Annotated in this window: 15 protein-coding genes; 12 read left to right on the forward strand and 3 right to left on the reverse strand. The window is 41.1% G+C overall.

Annotated features, from left to right (window positions below):
* Positions 1-254 precede the first annotated feature (254 nt).
* Positions 255-929, reverse strand: coding sequence for a GAF domain-containing protein (locus BUB56_RS17100; RefSeq protein ID WP_110942476.1), 675 nt, complete (start codon positions 927-929; stop codon positions 255-257).
* Between the two features lie 267 nt (positions 930-1,196).
* Between BUB56_RS17100 and uvrB the strand changes: the two genes are divergently transcribed.
* Together uvrB and uvrA are read left to right on the forward strand one after the other, a co-directional pair.
* Positions 1,197-3,176 carry an excinuclease ABC subunit UvrB gene (gene uvrB / locus BUB56_RS17105; RefSeq protein WP_110942477.1) on the forward strand — a complete coding sequence of 660 codons (1,980 nt, stop codon included), beginning with the start codon at positions 1,197-1,199 and terminating at the stop codon, positions 3,174-3,176.
* A gap of 10 nt (positions 3,177-3,186) precedes the next feature.
* The gene (uvrA, locus tag BUB56_RS17110; RefSeq protein WP_110942478.1) at positions 3,187-6,012 is read left to right on the forward strand and encodes an excinuclease ABC subunit UvrA; all 2,826 of its coding nucleotides are present in this window, start codon (positions 3,187-3,189) and stop codon (positions 6,010-6,012) included.
* Between the two features lie 85 nt (positions 6,013-6,097).
* On the opposite strand, the gene BUB56_RS17115 is transcribed toward uvrA, so the two are convergent.
* Complete coding sequence (locus BUB56_RS17115) at positions 6,098-6,652, reverse strand: stalk domain-containing protein (RefSeq protein WP_190014677.1); 555 nt, start codon at positions 6,650-6,652, stop codon at positions 6,098-6,100.
* 485 nt (positions 6,653-7,137) lie between these two features.
* Here BUB56_RS17115 and BUB56_RS17120 point away from each other — a divergent pair, with 485 nt between their 5' ends.
* From BUB56_RS17120 to hprK, 10 genes are all read left to right on the forward strand, one after another.
* On the forward strand, positions 7,138-7,611 hold the full coding sequence (locus BUB56_RS17120; RefSeq protein WP_110942480.1) for an NADH-quinone oxidoreductase subunit NuoE family protein: 474 nt from the start codon (positions 7,138-7,140) through the stop codon (positions 7,609-7,611).
* A gap of 65 nt (positions 7,612-7,676) precedes the next feature.
* Complete coding sequence (locus BUB56_RS17125; RefSeq protein ID WP_110942481.1) at positions 7,677-8,042, forward strand: (2Fe-2S) ferredoxin domain-containing protein; 366 nt, start codon at positions 7,677-7,679, stop codon at positions 8,040-8,042.
* Between the two features lie 27 nt (positions 8,043-8,069).
* Complete coding sequence (gene nuoF / locus BUB56_RS17130) at positions 8,070-9,860, forward strand: NADH-quinone oxidoreductase subunit NuoF (RefSeq protein WP_110942482.1); 1,791 nt, start codon at positions 8,070-8,072, stop codon at positions 9,858-9,860.
* A 40-nt stretch (positions 9,861-9,900) separates the two neighbouring features.
* Entirely contained in the window at positions 9,901-11,700 is a 1,800-nt protein-coding gene (locus BUB56_RS17135) for an NADH-dependent [FeFe] hydrogenase, group A6 (protein WP_110942483.1), read from the forward strand.
* A gap of 203 nt (positions 11,701-11,903) precedes the next feature.
* The gene (locus BUB56_RS17140) at positions 11,904-12,149 is read left to right on the forward strand and encodes a TM1266 family iron-only hydrogenase system putative regulator (RefSeq protein ID WP_110942484.1); all 246 of its coding nucleotides are present in this window, start codon (positions 11,904-11,906) and stop codon (positions 12,147-12,149) included.
* A 16-nt stretch (positions 12,150-12,165) separates the two neighbouring features.
* The gene (hydG, locus tag BUB56_RS17145; RefSeq protein ID WP_110942485.1) at positions 12,166-13,539 is read left to right on the forward strand and encodes a [FeFe] hydrogenase H-cluster radical SAM maturase HydG; all 1,374 of its coding nucleotides are present in this window, start codon (positions 12,166-12,168) and stop codon (positions 13,537-13,539) included.
* A gap of 13 nt (positions 13,540-13,552) precedes the next feature.
* Positions 13,553-14,890, forward strand: a complete 1,338-nt coding sequence (hydE, locus tag BUB56_RS17150) for a [FeFe] hydrogenase H-cluster radical SAM maturase HydE (protein ID WP_242946416.1) — start codon at positions 13,553-13,555, stop codon at positions 14,888-14,890.
* Positions 14,865-16,097 (forward strand): [FeFe] hydrogenase H-cluster maturation GTPase HydF, encoded by a 1,233-nt coding sequence (gene hydF, locus BUB56_RS17155; protein WP_110942486.1) that lies wholly within the window; start codon positions 14,865-14,867, stop codon positions 16,095-16,097. The genes hydE and hydF overlap by 26 nt, the downstream gene beginning before the upstream one ends.
* 148 nt (positions 16,098-16,245) lie before the next feature.
* Positions 16,246-18,105, forward strand: a complete 1,860-nt coding sequence (uvrC, locus tag BUB56_RS17160) for an excinuclease ABC subunit UvrC (RefSeq protein WP_110942487.1) — start codon at positions 16,246-16,248, stop codon at positions 18,103-18,105.
* Between the two features lie 16 nt (positions 18,106-18,121).
* On the forward strand, positions 18,122-19,045 hold the full coding sequence (gene hprK / locus BUB56_RS17165; RefSeq protein ID WP_110942488.1) for an HPr(Ser) kinase/phosphatase: 924 nt from the start codon (positions 18,122-18,124) through the stop codon (positions 19,043-19,045).
* 305 nt (positions 19,046-19,350) lie between these two features.
* Here the strand turns inward: hprK and BUB56_RS17170 are convergent, their stop codons facing one another.
* Positions 19,351-19,653, reverse strand: a complete 303-nt coding sequence (locus tag BUB56_RS17170; protein ID WP_110942489.1) for a hypothetical protein — start codon at positions 19,651-19,653, stop codon at positions 19,351-19,353.
* Positions 19,654-20,002: the final 349 nt, after the last annotated feature.

The following is a 20,002-nucleotide window of genomic DNA, read 5'->3' on the forward strand; positions in this document are numbered from 1 at the left end:
AGATATATTACATTCAAACTTTGTAGCAGCTGCCCATATAAAGAGGAATTCTACGAAACCTTTGAAAACATAAGGCGACTCCCAAAGTTTGAATAGCAAAAACAGTGAACCTTGGCAATTTCAAAACGGCAAAAACAACCCAAAAACAACTATTACGGGATAAGTCTACCCTTTTTTAGGAACTTTTTCCTTTATATAGATTTTTAAAACTGATAAAACTCAATTTTGAGGGTCTAAATTCATTTTTTAGATCTTCATGAATAATTCAGGATTAATCCATAGAGTTCTTCATCCACAACAATAGGAGCACAAATGGTAGCTCGAATATCTAAGGCTTTAGCATCTTCAAATTTATTTAAATTGTTTTCTGACATGTTTTGGTTGTTAAAGGCTTGAGGATTTTGAATGATACAGGCCTTTAAGGATGCTCCCTTTGTATGGGTATAGATAAAGGTTTCCTCAAGGGATAAGGTGATTTTGGACAGGCTTGCCATATCATAGCCATATACTGCCCGAAAGTTCAGTTTTCCTTCCCGGTTAGAAATCATAATACTGCCTTTATCAGCGCTGTCAATGATGTTAACCGCCTTTTCCAGTACTTGCTGCAGCAGTTCATCCAAGTTTTGAATACGAACGATAGAATTGGAGATTTCCAGCATGGCTTTATTCAGCAGGTTGCTCCTGGCCAGTTCCCGGTTTACCCGCATAAGCATATCCATGCTGCTAAGCTGATGATTTAACTTTCTTAAATGCTTAGAATGGTAGTGGTGATTGAGCCATAGGGGAAGAACTACTAAAAGGATTATGACAGCAGGGTGCAGCCTTTTTACGGTATAGCCGAAAAAGGGCAATAACAAATACAGGAATAAAAGCATGGCGATAGTACAGATTAGAATTACAGAAAACGGTAAAAGTTGTCTTTTGGACACATTCAGTCACCTTCACTTGATATGGAAATTTACAATCAACTAACATTTCTATAAAAAAACACAATATCCTTTTGCCTAAAAAAATTATTTTAATATAAACCATCATTATCAAGCAACAAAAAAAGTTGAATCATTGACTTTCCTGTGAGAGAGCGATATAATTTACTATACGAACAAATGTTTGCAACGTGCAAGACATGATTGAGCCCAAAATAAAAGTCTATGGTATAATTTGATTGTATGTTTATGGAAAAGAGGCGTATTTTAATGAAAAAATTTCAGATTGTCTCTGAGTATAAACCCACTGGGGACCAGCCTCAGGCTATTGAAAAGCTGACCCAGGGGATTTTAGCGGGTAAAAAGGCCCAAATCCTTTTAGGGGTTACCGGTTCTGGAAAGACTTTTACCATGGCCAATGTAATTGAAAAGGTTCAAAAGCCAACCCTCGTAATAGCCCATAACAAGACACTAGCAGCCCAGCTCTGCAGTGAGTTTAAGGAGTTTTTTCCAGATAATGCAGTAGAGTTTTTTGTCAGTTATTATGATTATTATCAGCCGGAGGCTTACGTGGCCCATACGGATACCTACATTGAGAAAGACGCACAGATCAATGACGAGATAGATAAGCTGCGCCACTCTGCTACGGCTTCACTTTATGAGCGCAGGGATGTCATCATTGTAGCCAGTGTTTCTTGTATTTATGGATTGGGAGATCCCGTGGATTATGAAAATCTTGTATTATCCATCCGTACAGGGATGACAAAAAGCAGAGAGGATATACTGAGAAAACTAGTTGAAATCCAATACGTTCGCAATGACATCAATTTTATTCGTGGAACCTTTAGAGTTCGCGGGGACGTCATTGAGATCTTTCCGGCGTCCTCTTCGGAGAACGCCATTCGAGTGGAACTCTTCGGAGATGAAATTGAACGGATCACTGAAATTAATGTTCTGACTGGTGAAATCACCGGGTTGAGAAATCATGTATCAATATTCCCGGCTTCCCATTATGTTACCAGCTCCGACAAACTGGATCGGGCGATCCATGATATAGAAAAAGAGCTGCAGGAGAGAGTGCAGTATTTTAAAGAGAATGAAAAGCTTATTGAAGCCCAAAGAATACAGCAAAGAACCATGTACGACATTGAAATGCTCCGGGAGGTGGGTTTCTGCCAGGGCATCGAAAATTATTCCAGACATATATCCCAACGGCCGCCTGGCAGTAAGCCTTTTACATTGATTGATTATTTTCCCGATGATTTTTTACTTATTATTGATGAATCACACGTAACAGTCCCCCAAATTCGCGGTATGTATGCGGGAGATCGATCCAGAAAGGAATCCTTAGTAGAGTACGGCTTCCGGCTTCCCTCAGCTTTTGATAATAGGCCTTTGAATTTTGGCGAATTTGAGAGCCTTGTCAATCAAGTGGTTTATGTTAGTGCAACACCGGGGCCCTATGAGAAGATACAGAGTGAAAATGTTGTGGAGCAAATTATTCGCCCAACAGGACTTCTGGACCCTCAAATTTATGTGCGTCCTGTAAAGGGACAGATCGATGATTTAATCGGAGAGGTCAACGGTGTGATCGCACGAAATGAACGGGTTTTGGTAACCACATTAACGAAGAAAATGGCCGAAGATTTAACAGGATATTTAAAGGATGTGGGCATAAAGGTCCGCTATCTTCACTCCGATATTGATACTTTGGAAAGAATGGAGATTATTCGGGACTTGCGTTTAGGGGTATTCGATGTGTTGGTAGGGATAAACCTCTTAAGAGAGGGACTGGACCTGCCTGAGGTTTCTATGGTGGCGATTCTGGATGCTGATAAGGAAGGCTTTTTGCGTTCGGAAACTTCATTGATTCAGACCATTGGCCGTGCAGCGCGCCATCTCAATGGAAAGGTAATTATGTATGCAGATAAGATTACGGACTCTATGAGCCGAGCCATTGAAGAGACCAACCGAAGAAGAAAGATTCAGGAAGAATATAATCAAAAAAATAACATTGAGCCTCAAGGGATTATAAAGAAGGTTAGAGATGTGATTGAGGCAACAAAGGCTGCGGAGGAGTCTGTTAAATACGGACTCGACAAGGCTTCAGATGAAATGCAGGTAAAAGAAATTCAGGAAGTCATCAGCCGATTGGAAATAGAAATGCAAGAGGCTGCGGCCAGCCTGCAGTTTGAGCGTGCCGCTGAATTAAGAGATAAAATACTATCACTAAAGGAAAAGATAGGGTAGAGGTGACATGATGGCAAGAAACAACATTATTGTAAAAGGTGCGCGAGAGCATAACCTGAAAAATATTAATGTAACGATTCCAAGAGATAAATTTGTAGTAATGACAGGACTGAGCGGTTCGGGGAAGTCCTCTCTGGCCTTTGATACCATTTATGCTGAGGGACAGAGAAGGTATGTGGAAAGCCTGTCAGCCTATGCCAGGCAATTTTTAGGACAAATGGAGAAACCTGATGTTGATTATATTGAGGGGTTATCTCCAGCCATATCCATTGATCAGAAAACCACCAGCAGAAATCCCCGCTCAACGGTGGGAACGGTTACAGAGATATACGATTATCTACGCCTTCTTTTTGCCAGAATAGGAACACCACACTGCCCCGAATGCGATCGTGAGATCACCCAGCAAACTGTAGATCAGATCGTGGATAAAATCATGGAGCTCCCAGAAGGGACCAAACTACAATTGCTGGCGCCCTTGATAAGGGGTCGAAAGGGAGAACACACCAAGGTTTTAGAAACCATCAGAAAGGATGGTTATGTTCGTGTCCGGGTCAATGGAGAGATGAGAGAATTAAGTGAAGATATCAAATTGGCCAAGACAAAGAAACATACTATAGAAGTAGTGGTAGACCGGATCATCATCAAAGAGGGTATTGAAAAACGGTTGGCAGATTCTATAGAAACCACCCTTTCCCTATCGGAGGGGCTTATTGTTGTGAACATCATAGATGGGGAGGATTTAACCTTTAGTACAAGATTCTCTTGTCCGGAGCATGGTATAGGCATAGAAGAACTAGAACCAAGAATGTTTTCTTTCAACAGCCCTTATGGGGCTTGTACCCATTGTAATGGAATTGGATTTTTGCAAAAAATAGATCCGGAACTGGTGATCCCAAACCCATCTCTTAGTATACGTGAGGGCGGGATAGCACCTCTTGCCAATTCCGGTGAAGGAACTTATTACTTTGAGATGGTAGAGGCTTTAGCTAAAGAATATGACTTAAGTTTGGACATTCCTATCAATGAGCTTTCCGAGCAATTCGTACATGATTTGCTTTATGGAACCGGAAAGCGGACCATAGAATTTACCTACGAAAGTAAATTTGGAGGCATGCGGAAATATCGGGCTGCCTTTGAAGGGATTATTAAGAATTTAGAAAGACGTTACAAGGAAACGGTGTCTGATTATTCCAGGGAAAAAATCGAAGAGTACATGAGTTTGATTCCATGTGAGGCTTGCAAAGGCGCACGTTTGAAGCCAGAGGTATTGTCAGTAAAGATTGCAGGAAAAAATATATCCGAGGCCACTGAGTTTTCCGTCAAGGACGGACTTCAGTTTTTCAGCACCCTGGAACTTTCTGAAAAAAATAAAATGATTGCCAGACAAATTCTAAAGGAAATCAATGAAAGACTTGGTTTTCTAGCGGACGTAGGCTTGGAATATTTGACCTTAAACCGTGGGGCAGGAACCCTTTCGGGGGGAGAATCCCAGCGGATCCGTCTGGCGACCCAGATTGGAAGTCAGTTGATGGGGGTTTTATATATTTTAGACGAGCCTAGTATCGGTTTGCACCAACGGGACAATGAGAAGCTGCTGAAGACTTTGCGAAATCTAACGGATATTGGAAACACCTTAATTGTTGTAGAGCATGATGAAGACACGATGTTTACGGCAGATCATATTATTGACATTGGACCGGGGGCGGGTGCCAACGGCGGATATATTGTGGCAGCGGGTACGGCAGAGGAAATTATGGCCTGCGAGGAATCTATCACCGGTCAGTATTTATCAGGAAGAAAAAAAATAGAGGTCCCTGAAGTTAGAAGAAAGCCTAACGGAAAATGGATTGAAGTAGTTGGGGCAAAAGAAAATAATTTAAAAAACATAAGTGTCAGATTCCCTCTGGGTGTATTTATTTGTGTTACAGGAGTTTCCGGTTCTGGAAAGAGTACCCTGGTCAATGAGATACTTTATAAAAGAATGGCTGCTGAGCTTCACCGGGCCAAGACACGTCCAGGCAGTCATCAGGAAATTAGAGGACTCCAGTTCATTGACAAAGTCATTGATATCGACCAGTCTCCTATTGGCAGAACGCCACGTTCCAACCCGGCTACCTATACTGGGGTTTTTGACCTCATCAGAGACGTATACGCAAGGGTACCGGATGCTAAAATACGGGGTTATCAAAAAGGCCGGTTTAGTTTTAACGTCAAGGGCGGAAGATGTGAGGCCTGTAAAGGAGACGGAATCATAAAAATCGAAATGCACTTTCTTCCTGACGTATACGTTCCCTGTGATGTATGCAAAGGAAAGCGGTACAACCGTGAGACCCTCGAAGTAAAATATAAGGGAAAATCCATTTCTGATGTACTGGATATGACTGTTGAAGAAGCCTTGGAGTTTTTCGAGAACATTCCGGGGATCAAAAGAAAGCTGGAAACCCTCTATGAGGTGGGATTAGGCTATATCAAGCTAGGTCAGCCCTCAACCCAGCTTTCAGGAGGGGAAGCTCAAAGAATTAAGCTGGCCACAGAGCTCAGCAAGCGCAGTACAGGTAAGACTTTCTATATTTTGGACGAGCCTACCACAGGACTTCATATTGCAGACATTCACAAATTGATAGGAGTGCTGAACCGGTTAGTAGATACGGGAAATACGGTACTGGTAATAGAGCATAATCTGGATGTGATTAAGACCAGCGACTATGTTATTGATTTGGGTCCGGAAGGCGGAGACGGAGGCGGGTCTATTGTGGCCGCAGGCACTCCGGAAGAGATATGCATGGTAGAAGCATCCTACACCGGCAGATTTCTTAAGAAATCTCTCAAGCAATAAAAGTGATAAATGAAAAACCTCTCATAAGATTCTCCTTGTCTGGAGGTCTAACGGGAGGTTTTTATAGTTAGATTGAATTATGGGTTTACTGACTCAAAATGATTCCCCGGACTTTCCCCTCTTTGTTCAGTACTAGTCCTACCACATCCCCAATTTTTAAATCCTCAAAGTCCAAATTCATGGCCTTATCCTTCCGCTGCAGGATAATCACTGCCTCAGACAGTACCATAAGATTTGGCTCTACATAGACATATTGATCGTCATAGTGCTCTTCGATGTTTAACTGACGATTATCCAAATCAACAGATAGAATTTCTCCATAGACAAAGCGTTCTCCACCCAAAGGATTGGCCTCTTCAAAATCTTTGAACGCAGATGAACTGGAGATAGATAACCTCTGTTGACGGCTATTCCAATCAACCTTACAGCCTAACTGTTCTGCAATAAAACCGATGGGAACATAAATATGGTCCTTAAAAAAGAGTGCAGTCAGCGGATCTGAAGGCATACCGTTTAGTGATAATTGAATGGTCTTTTGCGATAGGGATGGATCATTTAACGCCGACCCATTGATGCTAATTAGGCTGATCATTAAAACACTCATAATAAGAGCTTGTAAACCTATTTTGAAGCTTTTCATTCTGCTTCCCCCCATTTTTTTATATTTTTGATTTTTAACAAAAAAAGCAGGGTCTATACTAAAAAAAGAATGTTAAAACATTAACAAAACATAGACAACAGTTTAACATACTTATTCCAATCTGTTTTCAGGATTTTTTTTTTTTTTGAACATGCACGGAAAAGAATTGAAAAGAGCTATTACTTTACAGTTATAAAGTAATCCAAAACAAATTACAAAACTATTAAAAAAAAATACAAAAAATGACCTTGAAAATTTTGAAAATTTCCACTATGTAAACTTTTATTTCAATCACCCTTTACAATGAAGTAAATATGTCAAATTGAGGATACTTTGAAATTTATTATGCAAAACTCGACAAAAGATTGACAAAAATACTACACAACTTTAATTTTGAATGTTATAATGAGGATAGTTGTTTAGAGTCAGGACACAAAAATGAATGACATTCTAATATAAATTGCAGAAAGAAAAGGGGAGGTACTATGCCAAAAGAAATTTTAACGAAGGAAAATTTCCAAAAACTAGAAGTTGTTATTGAAAAGAACAAAGGAAAAAAAGGAGCGCTCATGCCTGTGCTTCATGAAGGACAAAAAATTTTCGGCTGTTTACCCTTAGAAGCACAAAAAAGAATATCAGAAGCTCTAAACATTCCGCTGGCAGAGATTTACGGCGTTATTACATTCTATTCTCAATTCACATTAGAGCCGAAGGGTGATTACACCATTGGAGTTTGTATGGGAACAGCATGCTATGTAAAGGGAGCCCAAAAAATTATCGACAGAATCAAAAAGGAAGCAAATGTAGAAGTAGGTGCTACATCACCAGACGGAAAATTTTCGCTTGAAGCTACCCGCTGTATTGGTGCCTGTGGACTTGCACCGGTGCTGACGGTGAATGAGGATGTATACGGACGTTTGGTTGAAGCGGATGTACCTGGCATAATTGCAAAATACTAGTTAGGACGGATCCATATACACAGGAAAACGTTACAAACATCTATTTATTCGGGAGGGATTCATTGATGAAATCATTAGAGGAATTGGCTAAGATTCGCGAAGAAGCGTTAAAAAAAGTAGATCTGCGGTCAGAAAGAGAAGGTACTAGAATCGTAGTTGGTATGGCAACCTGTGGTATTTCAGCTGGAGCAAGACCTATCTTAATGACAATGGTTGAAGAAGTAAAGAAAAGAAATCTGCAACAAGTAACAGTAAGTCAAACAGGATGTATTGGTGTCTGTAGACTAGAACCGATTGTTGAAGTATACAGACCAGGCGAAGAAAAAGTAACTTATGTAGAAATGAATCCTGAAAAGGCAAAAAGAGTTATTGCGGAACACATAGTAAACGGTAAGGTAGTCGATGAATTTACGATTGGCGCTGCAAAGTAAATCACTATTTTGTAAGGAGGGCAAACCATGGAATTATTTCGATCACATGTGTTAATCTGTGGAGGTACAGGATGTACTTCTTCAGGTTCAATTAGTATAGAAGATGCATTTAAAGAAGAATTGGCGAAGCATAATATCGCTAACGAAGTAAAGCTGGTCAGAACAGGATGTTTTGGTCTTTGTGAAGCGGGGCCGATTGTAATTGTTTATCCTGAAGGAGCATTCTACAGCAGAATCGAGGCGAAGGATGTTCAGAGAATTACAGAGGAGCATTTATTAAAGGGAAGAATTGTTACGGACCTTTTATTTAAGGAAGCTGTAGTAGAGGATCAGGTACGTTCTATTAACGAAGTAGATTTCTACAAGAAGCAGCAAAGGGTAGCCCTAAGGCTTTGCGGGGTTATCAATCCGGAAGACATTACAGAATACATTGCATTTGATGGATATAAGGCCCTTGGAAAAGTTTTAACAGAAATGTCCAGAGAAGATGTTATTGAAGCCATAAAAAAATCCGGACTTCGAGGCCGTGGGGGCGGTGGTTTCCCAACTGGTTTGAAATGGGAGTTCACTTACAGAGCACAGGGAGATCAAAAATATGTAGCTTGCAATGCCGACGAAGGAGATCCAGGTGCATTTATGGACCGTTCCGTATTAGAGGGAGATCCACACTCTGTAATTGAAGCGATGGCTATTGCAGGCTATGCTGTAGGCGCAAATCAAGGATATGTTTATGTTAGAGCAGAGTATCCGATCGCTGTTAACAGATTGCAGATTGCTATTGAACAGGCAAAAGAATATGGATTGTTAGGAAAAAATATATTTGGAACAGGTTTTGATTTCGACCTGGAAATCAGATTGGGTGCTGGAGCCTTCGTTTGTGGAGAAGAAACAGCCTTGTTAAATTCCATCGAAGGAAAAAGAGGTATGCCTAGACCAAGACCGCCTTTCCCAGCGATTAAAGGCCTATGGGAAAAGCCAACCCTGTTAAACAACGTAGAAACTTATGCTAATATTCCACAGATTATCCTAAATGGAGCGGAGTGGTTTGCAGGTATCGGTACAGAAAAATCTAAGGGCACGAAGGTATTCGCCTTAGGCGGAAAGATTAACAATACAGGGTTATTGGAAATTCCAATGGGAACAACTCTAAGAGAAGTTATTTTTGAAATCGGTGGAGGAATTCCTGGCGGTAAGGCATTTAAGGCCGTACAAACCGGAGGTCCTTCTGGTGGATGTATTACAGCGGACTATTTAGATACACCAATTGATTATGATAACTTGATTGCACTAGGCTCTATGATGGGGTCCGGCGGTATGATCGTAATGGATGAAGACAACTGTATGGTAGACATTGCAAGATTCTTCTTAGACTTTACAGTAGATGAGTCCTGTGGTAAATGTCCTCCTTGCCGAATTGGTACAAAGAGAATGTTGGAGATTTTAGATAAAATCACAGAGGGTAAAGGGGAGTTAGAAGATATTGATAAGCTTGAAAGATTGGCAGAGAATATCAAAGCTTCTTCTCTGTGTGGATTAGGGCAGACTGCTCCAAACCCGGTACTATCAACTTTAAAATATTTTAGAGATGAGTATGAGGCTCACGTTGTCGAAAAGAGATGTCCGGCAGGCGTATGCCAAGAGCTATTGACTTATCACATTACTGATGCATGTAAGGGATGTACACTATGTACGAAGGCTTGTCCGGTGAATGCAATTTCCGGAGAGAGAAAAGAACTGCATACCATTAATACGGAGACATGTATCAAGTGTGGGGCTTGCGTAGATAAATGTCCGTTTAAAGCCATCATCAGAAAATAGTGGAAGGACTTTTATCTGATTAGAAAAGGAGAGGATCGAAATGGAAAAAGTTACTTTGACAATAGATAATATTAAAGTTGAAGTGCCAAAGGAATATACCATCTTAGAAGCAGCAAAAGCTGTAGGGATTGATATTCCCACACTATGCTATATGAAATCCGTTAATGAAGTAGGTGCCTGCAGAGTCTGTTTAGTAGAGCTGCAGGGAGCAAGAGGCTTGCAAGCATCTTGCGTGCATCCGGTTGCGGAAGGCATGGTTATTAAAACAAATACAAAGAAAGTAAGAGATGCAAGAAAAGCTACAGTAGAATTAATTTTATCCAATCACAATAGAGAATGTCTTACCTGCTATAGAAATAAAAACTGTGAACTGCAAAGCTTGGCAGAAGAACTAAACATTAGTGAGATTCCTTTCGAAGGAGAGAAAACCGGCGGACAAATTGATGCTCTTTCTCATTCAATCGTAAGAGATCCTAGCAAATGTATCTTATGCGGAAGATGTGTCAATGTCTGTAGAGATGTACAGAAAATAGGCATCTTGGACTTTACCAATAGAGGATTTAAAACAGAAGTTTCACCTGCTTTTAACAAGAGCATGGATGAGGTACCATGTATCTACTGTGGCCAGTGTATCGTTGCCTGTCCGGTTGCGGCTTTAAGAGAAAAGGAAGATATTGAGAGAGTTTGGGACGCTATCGAAGATCCAAATGTACACGTAGTGGTTCAAACGGCTCCAGCTGTAAGAGCAGCCCTTGGAGAAGAATTTGGGTTGCCGATTGGTACAAGAGTAACTGGTAAAATGGTAGCAGCATTAAAGCGTCTTGGCTTTGATAAAGTATATGATACAAACTTTGGTGCTGACCTAACAATCATGGAAGAAGGTCATGAGTTATTAGGAAGAATCCAAAATGGCGGTAAACTTCCAATGATTACTTCCTGTTCACCAGGATGGATCAGATTCTGCGAATTTAACTATCCAGAGTTCCTAGACAATCTATCCAGCTGTAAATCACCCCATCAAATGGTAGGAGCAATTGTGAAGTCTTATTATGCAGAAAAGCAAAATATTGATCCGAAAAAGATCTTTACCGTATCTATCATGCCATGTACTTCTAAGAAAACAGAGTCTTCCAGATCTGAAATGAATGTGAAGGGTCTAAGAGATGTAGACGCTGTATTGACAACAAGAGAATTGGCAAAAATGATTAAGCAGGCTAGAATCAACTTTACTGCTCTTGAAGATGAAAAGTTTGACCAGGATTTAATGGGTGAGTATACCGGTGCAGGGGTTATCTTCGGCGCTACCGGCGGTGTTATGGAAGCAGCTTTAAGGACGGTTGCGGACGTATTAGAAGGTAAAGACCTTGAAAATATTGAATATAACGCAGTAAGAGGCTTAGAAGGAATTAAGGAAGCAGAAGTAACATTAGGTGGAAATACTATTAGGATTGCGGTTGCTCACGGAACAGCTATGGCAGCCAAATTATTAGACATGGTTAAGACCGGTGAGAAGGAATATCATTTCATTGAAATCATGGGCTGTAGCGGCGGTTGTGTAACTGGCGGTGGTCAGCCACAGGTATCTGCTAAAGTGAAAATGGATTGTGACTTAAGATTAGAAAGAGCCAAAGCATTATACGAAGAAGATACAGTAATGGAGGCTAGAAAGTCTCATAAAAACGAAATGGTACAAAAACTATATGCAGATTTCCTAGGCAAGCCAAACAGTCATAAAGCTCATGAATTACTGCATACCCATTATGTAGCAAGAGAAAAATACGGTGCAAAAACAGAAGCAGTTCATAGTGCTCATCACGATGCTGCTGCAACAAGAGAGTAATCATTAGAGCGTAGATGAGCAATCATCTACGCTTTTTAAAAACTTCATCATTCTGACCAATGGATTGCATTCGTTGGGAGGAAAGGTACAGGATTCTAAGTGCAAGGATTTTTCTGAGCATGAGGGTAGAAAGCAACGATTTACTTATAAAACTTTCCTACCTTTAGGAAAGTTTTTTGTTTTTAGAAGAGAGGAAGGGTGTTATGAACAAGAGGATTGGGGTAGTAGCTATAATAGTAGAAAATAAGGACAGCGTTGAGCTGGTGAATAAATTGCTGAGCACCTATGGAGATATTATTGTAGGCAGAATGGGTGTACCCTATAAAGAAAAACAAATGAGCATCATATCCATCATTGTAGATGGAACCACCGACGAGATCGGAGCGCTGACAGGTAAACTGGGAAGATTGCAGGGAGTTACTGTAAAAAGTGCTCTTACGCAAAAATAATAGAGGAGTGTACAATATGAAAGCCTATGAGGTTATTCGTGAGGAAAGAATTAATACGTTATTGGAAGAAGGAAAAAAAATAGACAGAAAGAAACGATTGGAGATCATCGAAAAGGCAAGGGACTGCTATGGTCTTACCCTGGAAGAAGCAGCAGCTTTGCTTCAAATTGAGGATCAGGAAGAACTGGAAGCACTGTTTGAAGCAGCCAGGGAGATTAAGGAGCATATCTACGGCAGCAGGATCGTGGTCTTTGCACCTTTGTATACGAGCAATGAATGTACAAATAATTGTCTCTATTGTGGATTCCGGGCAGCAAATAAAAGCCTGCACCGACGCACATTGAACACAAAAGAGATCCTGAAAGAAGCTAAGGCCATTGAAAGCCAGGGACATAAGCGGATTTTATTAGTATGCGGTGAAGATGGGGCTAAAACCCATATTGACCATATCACCGAGGCAGTCAAGACCATCTATCAAGGGGCAGACATTCGGAGAATTAATGTGAACGCAGCACCTATGGAGGTAGAGGATTTTAAAAAGCTGAAGGCTGTTGGGATTGGGACTTATCAGATTTTCCAAGAGACTTATCATCGTGAAACCTATCAGAAAATGCATCCAAGCGGATCAAAATCCGATTATGACTATCGGCTTACAGCCATTGAACGAGCTTTTGAGGCAGGGGTGGATGATTTTGGTATCGGCGTGCTTTTAGGCCTCTATGATTATAAATTTGATGTGCTGGCTACTTTGATGCATTCCCAATATATGGACGACAAGTATCATGTGGGCCCTCATACCATTTCGATTCCAAGGCTAAGACCGGCATTAGATTCTGCAATCAAGGAGACCCCTTATCCCGTAGCCGATTGGGAGTTGAAGAAAATCGTAGCAGTCTATCGATTAACCCTCCCCTATACAGGGATAATTCTATCTACCAGAGAAGAGGCTGCCCTGCGGGATGAACTTCTCAGCTTAGGAGTTTCTCAAATATCAGCGGGATCAAAGACCAATCCTGGAGGATATGAAGAAAAGGATCAGGAGGGAGAGCAGTTTGAGACCTCTGATGAAAGAAGTCTGGATGAAATGCTGCAGGTGATTTGTGAGCAAGGGCATCTGCCTAGCTTTTGTACTGCTTGCTACCGGGCAAAGAGAACTGGTGAAGCCTTTATGGAATTGGCCAAAGATGCACATATTCATGAATTCTGCCAGCCCAATGCGATTATGACCTTTAAAGAAAATTTAGAGGACTATGCATCGGAAGAGACCAGACGCAAGGGTGAGGTTATGATTGCCAATGAGTTAGAGAAGATAACCGATGAGAAGTTGAAGAAAATTACAATAGAGCGCCTAAAGCGTATTGAAGAGGGAGAAAGAGATTTGTATCTCTAAGGTGGAGGATAAGATGCAGAAAAACGAGGTAATGAACTATTTAATTATGGCAGGTTCTACCAACCATATGCTTCGCGGAGATAAGTTGTTAAAGGATGTAGGGATTGAGACTGCATTAGTACCTGCCCCCGCAGAATATGGCTCTGTGTGCGCAATCGCCATAAGGGTAAAGAAGGATGTAGTTGATCAAGCGGAGAACCTGCTTCGGAAAAATGCTATTGAGATTCAAGGAATCTATCCGGATATACCAAAAAAATTATCCGGTTTAATAGAAAAACTCCAGCAGGATATACTGTCGGAGGAATTCATAGGAGTTATGAAGAAGGTTGAAGCTGGAGAGGAGCTCTCCTATGAAGATATTGTCCTGCTGCTGAAAACAGAGCGAAAAGCAGAAATGGATGCCCTCTTTAATGCAGCGGATCGGATGCGTAAAGAAATTGTTGGAGATGTAGTAGATGTAAGAGGAGCCATAGAGTTTTCAAATGTTTGTATGAAGGATTGCAAATACTGCGGCGTTCGTAGGAGCTTGCCCACATTGGAGCGATATAGAATGACAGAGGATGAAATCATGGAAATTGTCCATGAATTGAAGGCTATGGGACTGCAAACGGTTATTCTGCAGTCCGGGGAAGACTCCTGGTGGACAGCAGAGAAAATCATTGAACTCATCAAGCGGATTAAAAAAGAAACAGGCATGCGAATTACTTTAAGCATAGGAGAGAGACCCCGGGAGGAATATGCCCTTTTTAAAGAAGCTGGGGCCAATAATTATCTTTTAAAAATAGAAACTACAAACCGAGAAATTTTCGATTTTATTCATCCTGATGACGATTTCGATGAGCGGGCAAAGTGTTCGGAGTGGCTCCGTGAGTTAGGATATTTGAATGGCTCAGGCTGCATGATAGGATTACCGGGACAGCGCCCTGAGGATATTGCCCGAGATATACTCTTTTTTAAGGAAATGGGTATTAATATGATTGGAATTGGACCATTTCTGCCGGCTAAGGGTACACCCTTCGAAAAATATCCGCCCGGCAGTGTTGAAATGACCTTAAAGGCGGTAGCAGTGACACGGATCGTATGCAAAAGGGTGTTTATTCCTGCCACCACAGCCCTAGCCTCCTTGGATCCTGAGGGACAAATCAAGGCTCTACAGGCGGGGGCTAATACGGTGATGCTGATTAATACACCGAATAAATATCGATATAAATACCAAATATACAGCAACAAAAACATGATAGATCTGGAGGCTGCTATTAGAGCCATCCAAGTAACAGGAAGGAAATTTCCAAGCTATTTGAAAATAGATGTGGGGGGACATAAAAATGCAGGAAACACCCAGGAGCAATAGGCTTCATATAGCAATCTTTGGAAAAAGAAATGCAGGGAAATCCAGTCTGATCAATGCCTTGACCAATCAGGACATCGCATTGGTTTCAGAGGTGGCAGGCACTACAACAGACCCGGTCTATAAAACCATGGAAATATTGCCTATCGGACCTGTTGTTATTATTGATACCGCAGGTATTGATGATGAGGGTATTCTAGGAGACCTTCGGGTAAAAAAGACTTACAAGGTATTAAATAAAACGGAACTAGCAGTTGTGGTAATCAATGGCAGCGAGGGAATTACGGCCTTCGATGAAGAAATCATCGATAGGATCAAAGGAAAAAGGATACCCCTGGTGGGGGTAGTCAATAAGATCGATGAGCATAATCTGGAGGATACAATTGTAGAGGCGTGGGAACAAACCTACGGCTTTCCATTTGTAAAGGTTAGCGCATTGAGAGGCGAAGGGATCGAAGCATTAAAGGAAAAAATGATCCTGCAGGCAAAGGTTGAAAAGCAGGAGAAGGTGATTGTAGGAGACCTCATCGAACCTCATGATCTGGTAGTATTGGTAACCCCTATCGATAAGGCTGCACCAAAGGGGAGAATGATACTGCCCCAGCAGCAAACCATAAGAGACGTGATTGATCACGGAGCCATTGCCATCATGACCCGGGAAACGGAACTGGCAGAAACTTTGGCATCCTTGGGAAAAAAACCTAAGATGGTCATTACGGATTCACAGGCCTTTGTGAAGGTGGATGCCCTTACGCCGAAGGATATCCCCATGACCTCCTTCTCTATTCTTTTTGCAAGGTATAAGGGGGAATTGGAGGAGTTGGTGTTGGGGGCCAAGAAAATTCAGAGATTAAAGCCGGGAGACCGTGTTTTGATCTGTGAGGGCTGTACCCATCATCGTCAGGAAGGGGATATCGGCAAGGATAAAATCCCCAAGTGGATTGAGGGAATCGTAGGTGGAGAGTTGCACTTTGAATGGACTTCAGGGACTTATTATCCTGAGCCTGAAGAAATGAAAAGATTTCAGCTGATTGTTCACTGCGGCGGCTGTATGCTAAATCCAAAGGAAATGGAATTCCGCATTCAGCAGGCCATTGAAAATGACACGCCGATCGTGAATTATGGGGTGCTGATCGGTTATATTACAGGGGTATTAGAGAGAGCTTTAGAGCCTTTCCCACAGGTTTTAAAGCTCCTGCGGCAAGAATAATGAAGTGACAGGCTAAGGGGTCAAAGGAGATTTTCTCTTTTGACCCCTTTTGATATCCGAGGGAAAAATAGTATTACTAAGACATTTACAATTTGGTACAATAAAGAGAGACCATGGAACAAGCAAGGCTAGAATGCGAGGATGAGATATGTTTGATATGAATGAACAGTTAAGGAAGCTGCCGGATAAGCCTGGGGTTTATTTAATGAAGGATGAGAGCGGCGGGATTATTTATGTGGGAAAGGCTATTTCCTTAAAGAATAGGGTGCGGCAGTATTTCCAATCTCTTAAAAATCATCCCCCTAAGGTCCGTGCTATGGTAGCGAATATTGCAGAATTTGAATACATCATCACCGATTCCGAAGTAGAAGCATTAATGTTGGAGAGCAACCTAATCAAAAAGCACAGACCGAAATATAACATATTGTTGCGGGATGATAAGCACTATCCCTATCTGAAAGTGACCCTAGGTGAAAAATATCCTAGAGTAGTGAAGACAAGAAGGGTAGTAAAGGATGGGGCCAGATATTTTGGACCTTATATCAATGTTGGGGCAGTAAATCAAACCCTGGAAATATTGAAAAAGTTTTATCCACTGCGCACCTGCGCGAAAAACCTTGAAAAAGTAAACGACCGGCCTTGTTTGAATTATCATATTCACCGCTGCCTTGGACCCTGTAAAGGGGATGTACACCATGAGGAGTATATGAAGATGATTCAGGATGTGATTCTATTCCTCAGTGGGAAGCAGGATGAACTGATCAAAGAGCTGGAAAGGCGTATGCATGAGGCCGCAAAAAATATGGATTTTGAAAAGGCTGCAGAATATAGAGATCAGATTAGATCTATCGAAGCCATTATGGAAAAGCAGAAGGTGGTTGTGGCAGCGGATGTAGATCAGGATATCATAGCTTCTGCAAGGGAAGATCACGAAGTATGTGTCATGGTATTCTTTGTACGGGGGGGCAAACTCATGGGCAGAGAGCACTATATGCTGGATTGTGAAGTGGAAGATCATCTGGGAGAAATACTCAGTTCCTTTATAAAGCAGTTTTATGGGGGCACAGCCTTTGTGCCAAAGGAGATTCTGATAGAAGAGGAATTTGAGGATCAACAACTGGTAGAACAATGGCTGTCCGCTATAAAGGGCTCCAAAATATCTATAAAACAGCCGCTGAGAGGAGAGAAGAAAGAGCTTTTAGATCTGGCACGAAAAAATGCCCGGGAAATTTTTGAACATTTTAGAGACAAGCTGATCAGAGATAAAGAAAAAAGTGTAGGCGCATTGGAAGAACTATCAGCACTTTTGAGACTGAAAGAAGCACCTTCTCGTATAGAAGCCTTTGATATCTCGAATATACAAGGGACGGACTCAGTAGCTTCTATGGTGGTATTTGAAAATGGCAAGTCGAAGAATAGTGATTATAGAAGATTTAAAATTAAAACCATTGAGGGGGCCAATGATTACGGAAGCATGCAAGAGGTGATCTATAGAAGATTTAAAAAAGGTTTGGAAGAACAGGCTATGATGAGAGAGAAGGGTATCGCAGACCTGGAGGGAAAATTTTCTAAAATGCCTAAGCTGATTTTAATCGATGGAGGATTGGGACATCTCAATGCAGTTCAAGATGTTTTAAATGCCCTGGGCATAGACATTCCTCTTGCAGGGATGGTAAAGGACGATCGACACCGTACAAGGGATTTAATCTACCAAGGTCAGGAAATTGGGCTTGGCCAGTATCCCAATGCCTTTCAATTGGTAGGTAAAATTCAGGAGGAAGCCCACCGCTTTGCAATAACCTATCACAAAAGCCTGCGGGGAAAAACCAGTGTGCAGTCGGTTTTGGACGAGATTCCCGGCATTGGAGAAAAGCGGAGAATAGCTTTGCTTAAACACTTTGGTGCTATTGACAAAATTAGAAAAGCTTCTTTAGAGGAGCTTTGTGCTGTAGAGGGAATGAACAAAGGGGCAGCCCTGCAGATACAACAGTTTTTCAATAAATCGTAAAGGATGGGTGATTTGTTTGTCAAGTGTAAGTATTGAACAACTGATAGAGGATTTGGGCTTAGAGGTGGTATATAAGCCTGAGAAGGAATCTGTTCAGGTTGAGATCAGCGATGTGAATCGGCCAGGACTGCAGATGGCTGGGTTCTACAAATACTTTGCATATGAAAGGGTTCAGGTCATCGGCAAGGTAGAGTGGACCTATTTTGGTACTTTGGCACCTCAGGTGAGAAAGAAGCGAGCTGAAGAAATATTGTCCCATCCTGTTCCCTGCGTGATTTATAGCAGGGGCTTAGAAGTCCATGAGGAAATTCTGGAGGCTGCAAAAAAGTTCTTAAGACCTGTGCTGCGGATTAATATTTCATCCACCCGACTGATCGGTAAGCTGACCAGTTATCTGGATGACAAATTGGCGCCGATTATTACACGACATGGGGTTTTGGTAGAAGTATACGGAGTAGGTATTCTAATCCTTGGTGAGAGTGGTGTGGGAAAGAGCGAAACAGCTTTGGAGCTGATTAAGCGTGGACACCGTCTGGTAGCCGATGATGCAGTAGAAATCAAAAAGGTAGATGAGAGCAATGTGGTGGGAAGTGCTCCGGAGCTGATTCGTCATTTCATGGAAATAAGGGGTATTGGTATACTGGATATCGTCAAACTATTCGGGGTAGGTGCCGTACGGAATAAAAAGAAGATTGATATGGTAATCGAATTGGAAAACTGGGATGATAACAAGCAGTACGACCGGTTGGGCATGGATGAGGAATATATAGATATTTTAGGTAGTAACATCCCTAAAAATACGATTCCTATTAAGCCGGGCAGAAACCTGGCTATGATTGTGGAGGTGGCGGCCAGGAACCACCGACAGAGGAGAATGGGATACAATGCAGCAGAAGAGCTGAATACGAGACTGATGAATCATATTAATAAGGAAGATTAACAAAGAGGCAGAATGATCTGCCTCTCTTTCTTTATAGCCTTGCCTCACCCAATAAAGGACCACCTGGTATAATGTGAACAGTCTTAGATTGGTTCTGTAGCTTTCCTTTCAACTGAACGCTTCGTCACTAGCAAAACTACAAACATACTTATAATACCCTTCTAAGGTCAATTTTAATATGCAATAATTTGAGATAATATTCAATTAAGTGCGTTTTTGAAAGCTATGGTGAATACTATAGGCTTTTTTATTGACTGTTGTTCATCGCTTAATCATAACATAGATGTTGGCCACTTTTTCTATACTTACTTATATGGCTTGATAACACTATATGCAAGGCAACCTATACCAAATATAATTCCTAAAATAACTAATACCATTATAAGCTCATAGGGTAAGTACTCAATGAAGATCAGCAAGCATACTAGCACAATGCCTACAACTATGTCTACCCAGTAGATTTTTTTTGCTAATATCCTGCTAATCAAAAATGCACCTAGAATAGTAAGTCTAACAATATTTGAAGAATCAAAATTAAATATCTCGCTTAAATAAGTAGTTGCTGCATAGAAGATAAAGGCACAAACAATGATAATACCATTTTTCATTGGATAACCTCCTTAATAAATTTGGTAGTGTAAAGTATTACACCACTTTTAATTTTTAAAACTGCTGTATTTCAAAGGTTTTCACTATTTTTTAAAATAAAAAAACAATGACCCCCTATTTTCGGTTATAATTGAAGTTCCAACACAACAAATATACCAAAGAAAGGATGTCATTGTTTTGAACTTAATTATAACTCATTTACTTTCAGTTGTACAATATCAAAATCAACTAATTCGCTTTTTAGTGCTTTTTATTGCTAAATTTATTCCTATTGGTCAATGGGCTCACGACGATGTCCATTCTCCTAAGTATCAGAAATTCAAAACTGATAAGCTGCCAATCATTCAA

This window comes from Geosporobacter subterraneus DSM 17957, assembly GCF_900142145.1.
GTDB lineage: Bacteria > Bacillota > Clostridia > Peptostreptococcales > Thermotaleaceae > Geosporobacter > Geosporobacter subterraneus.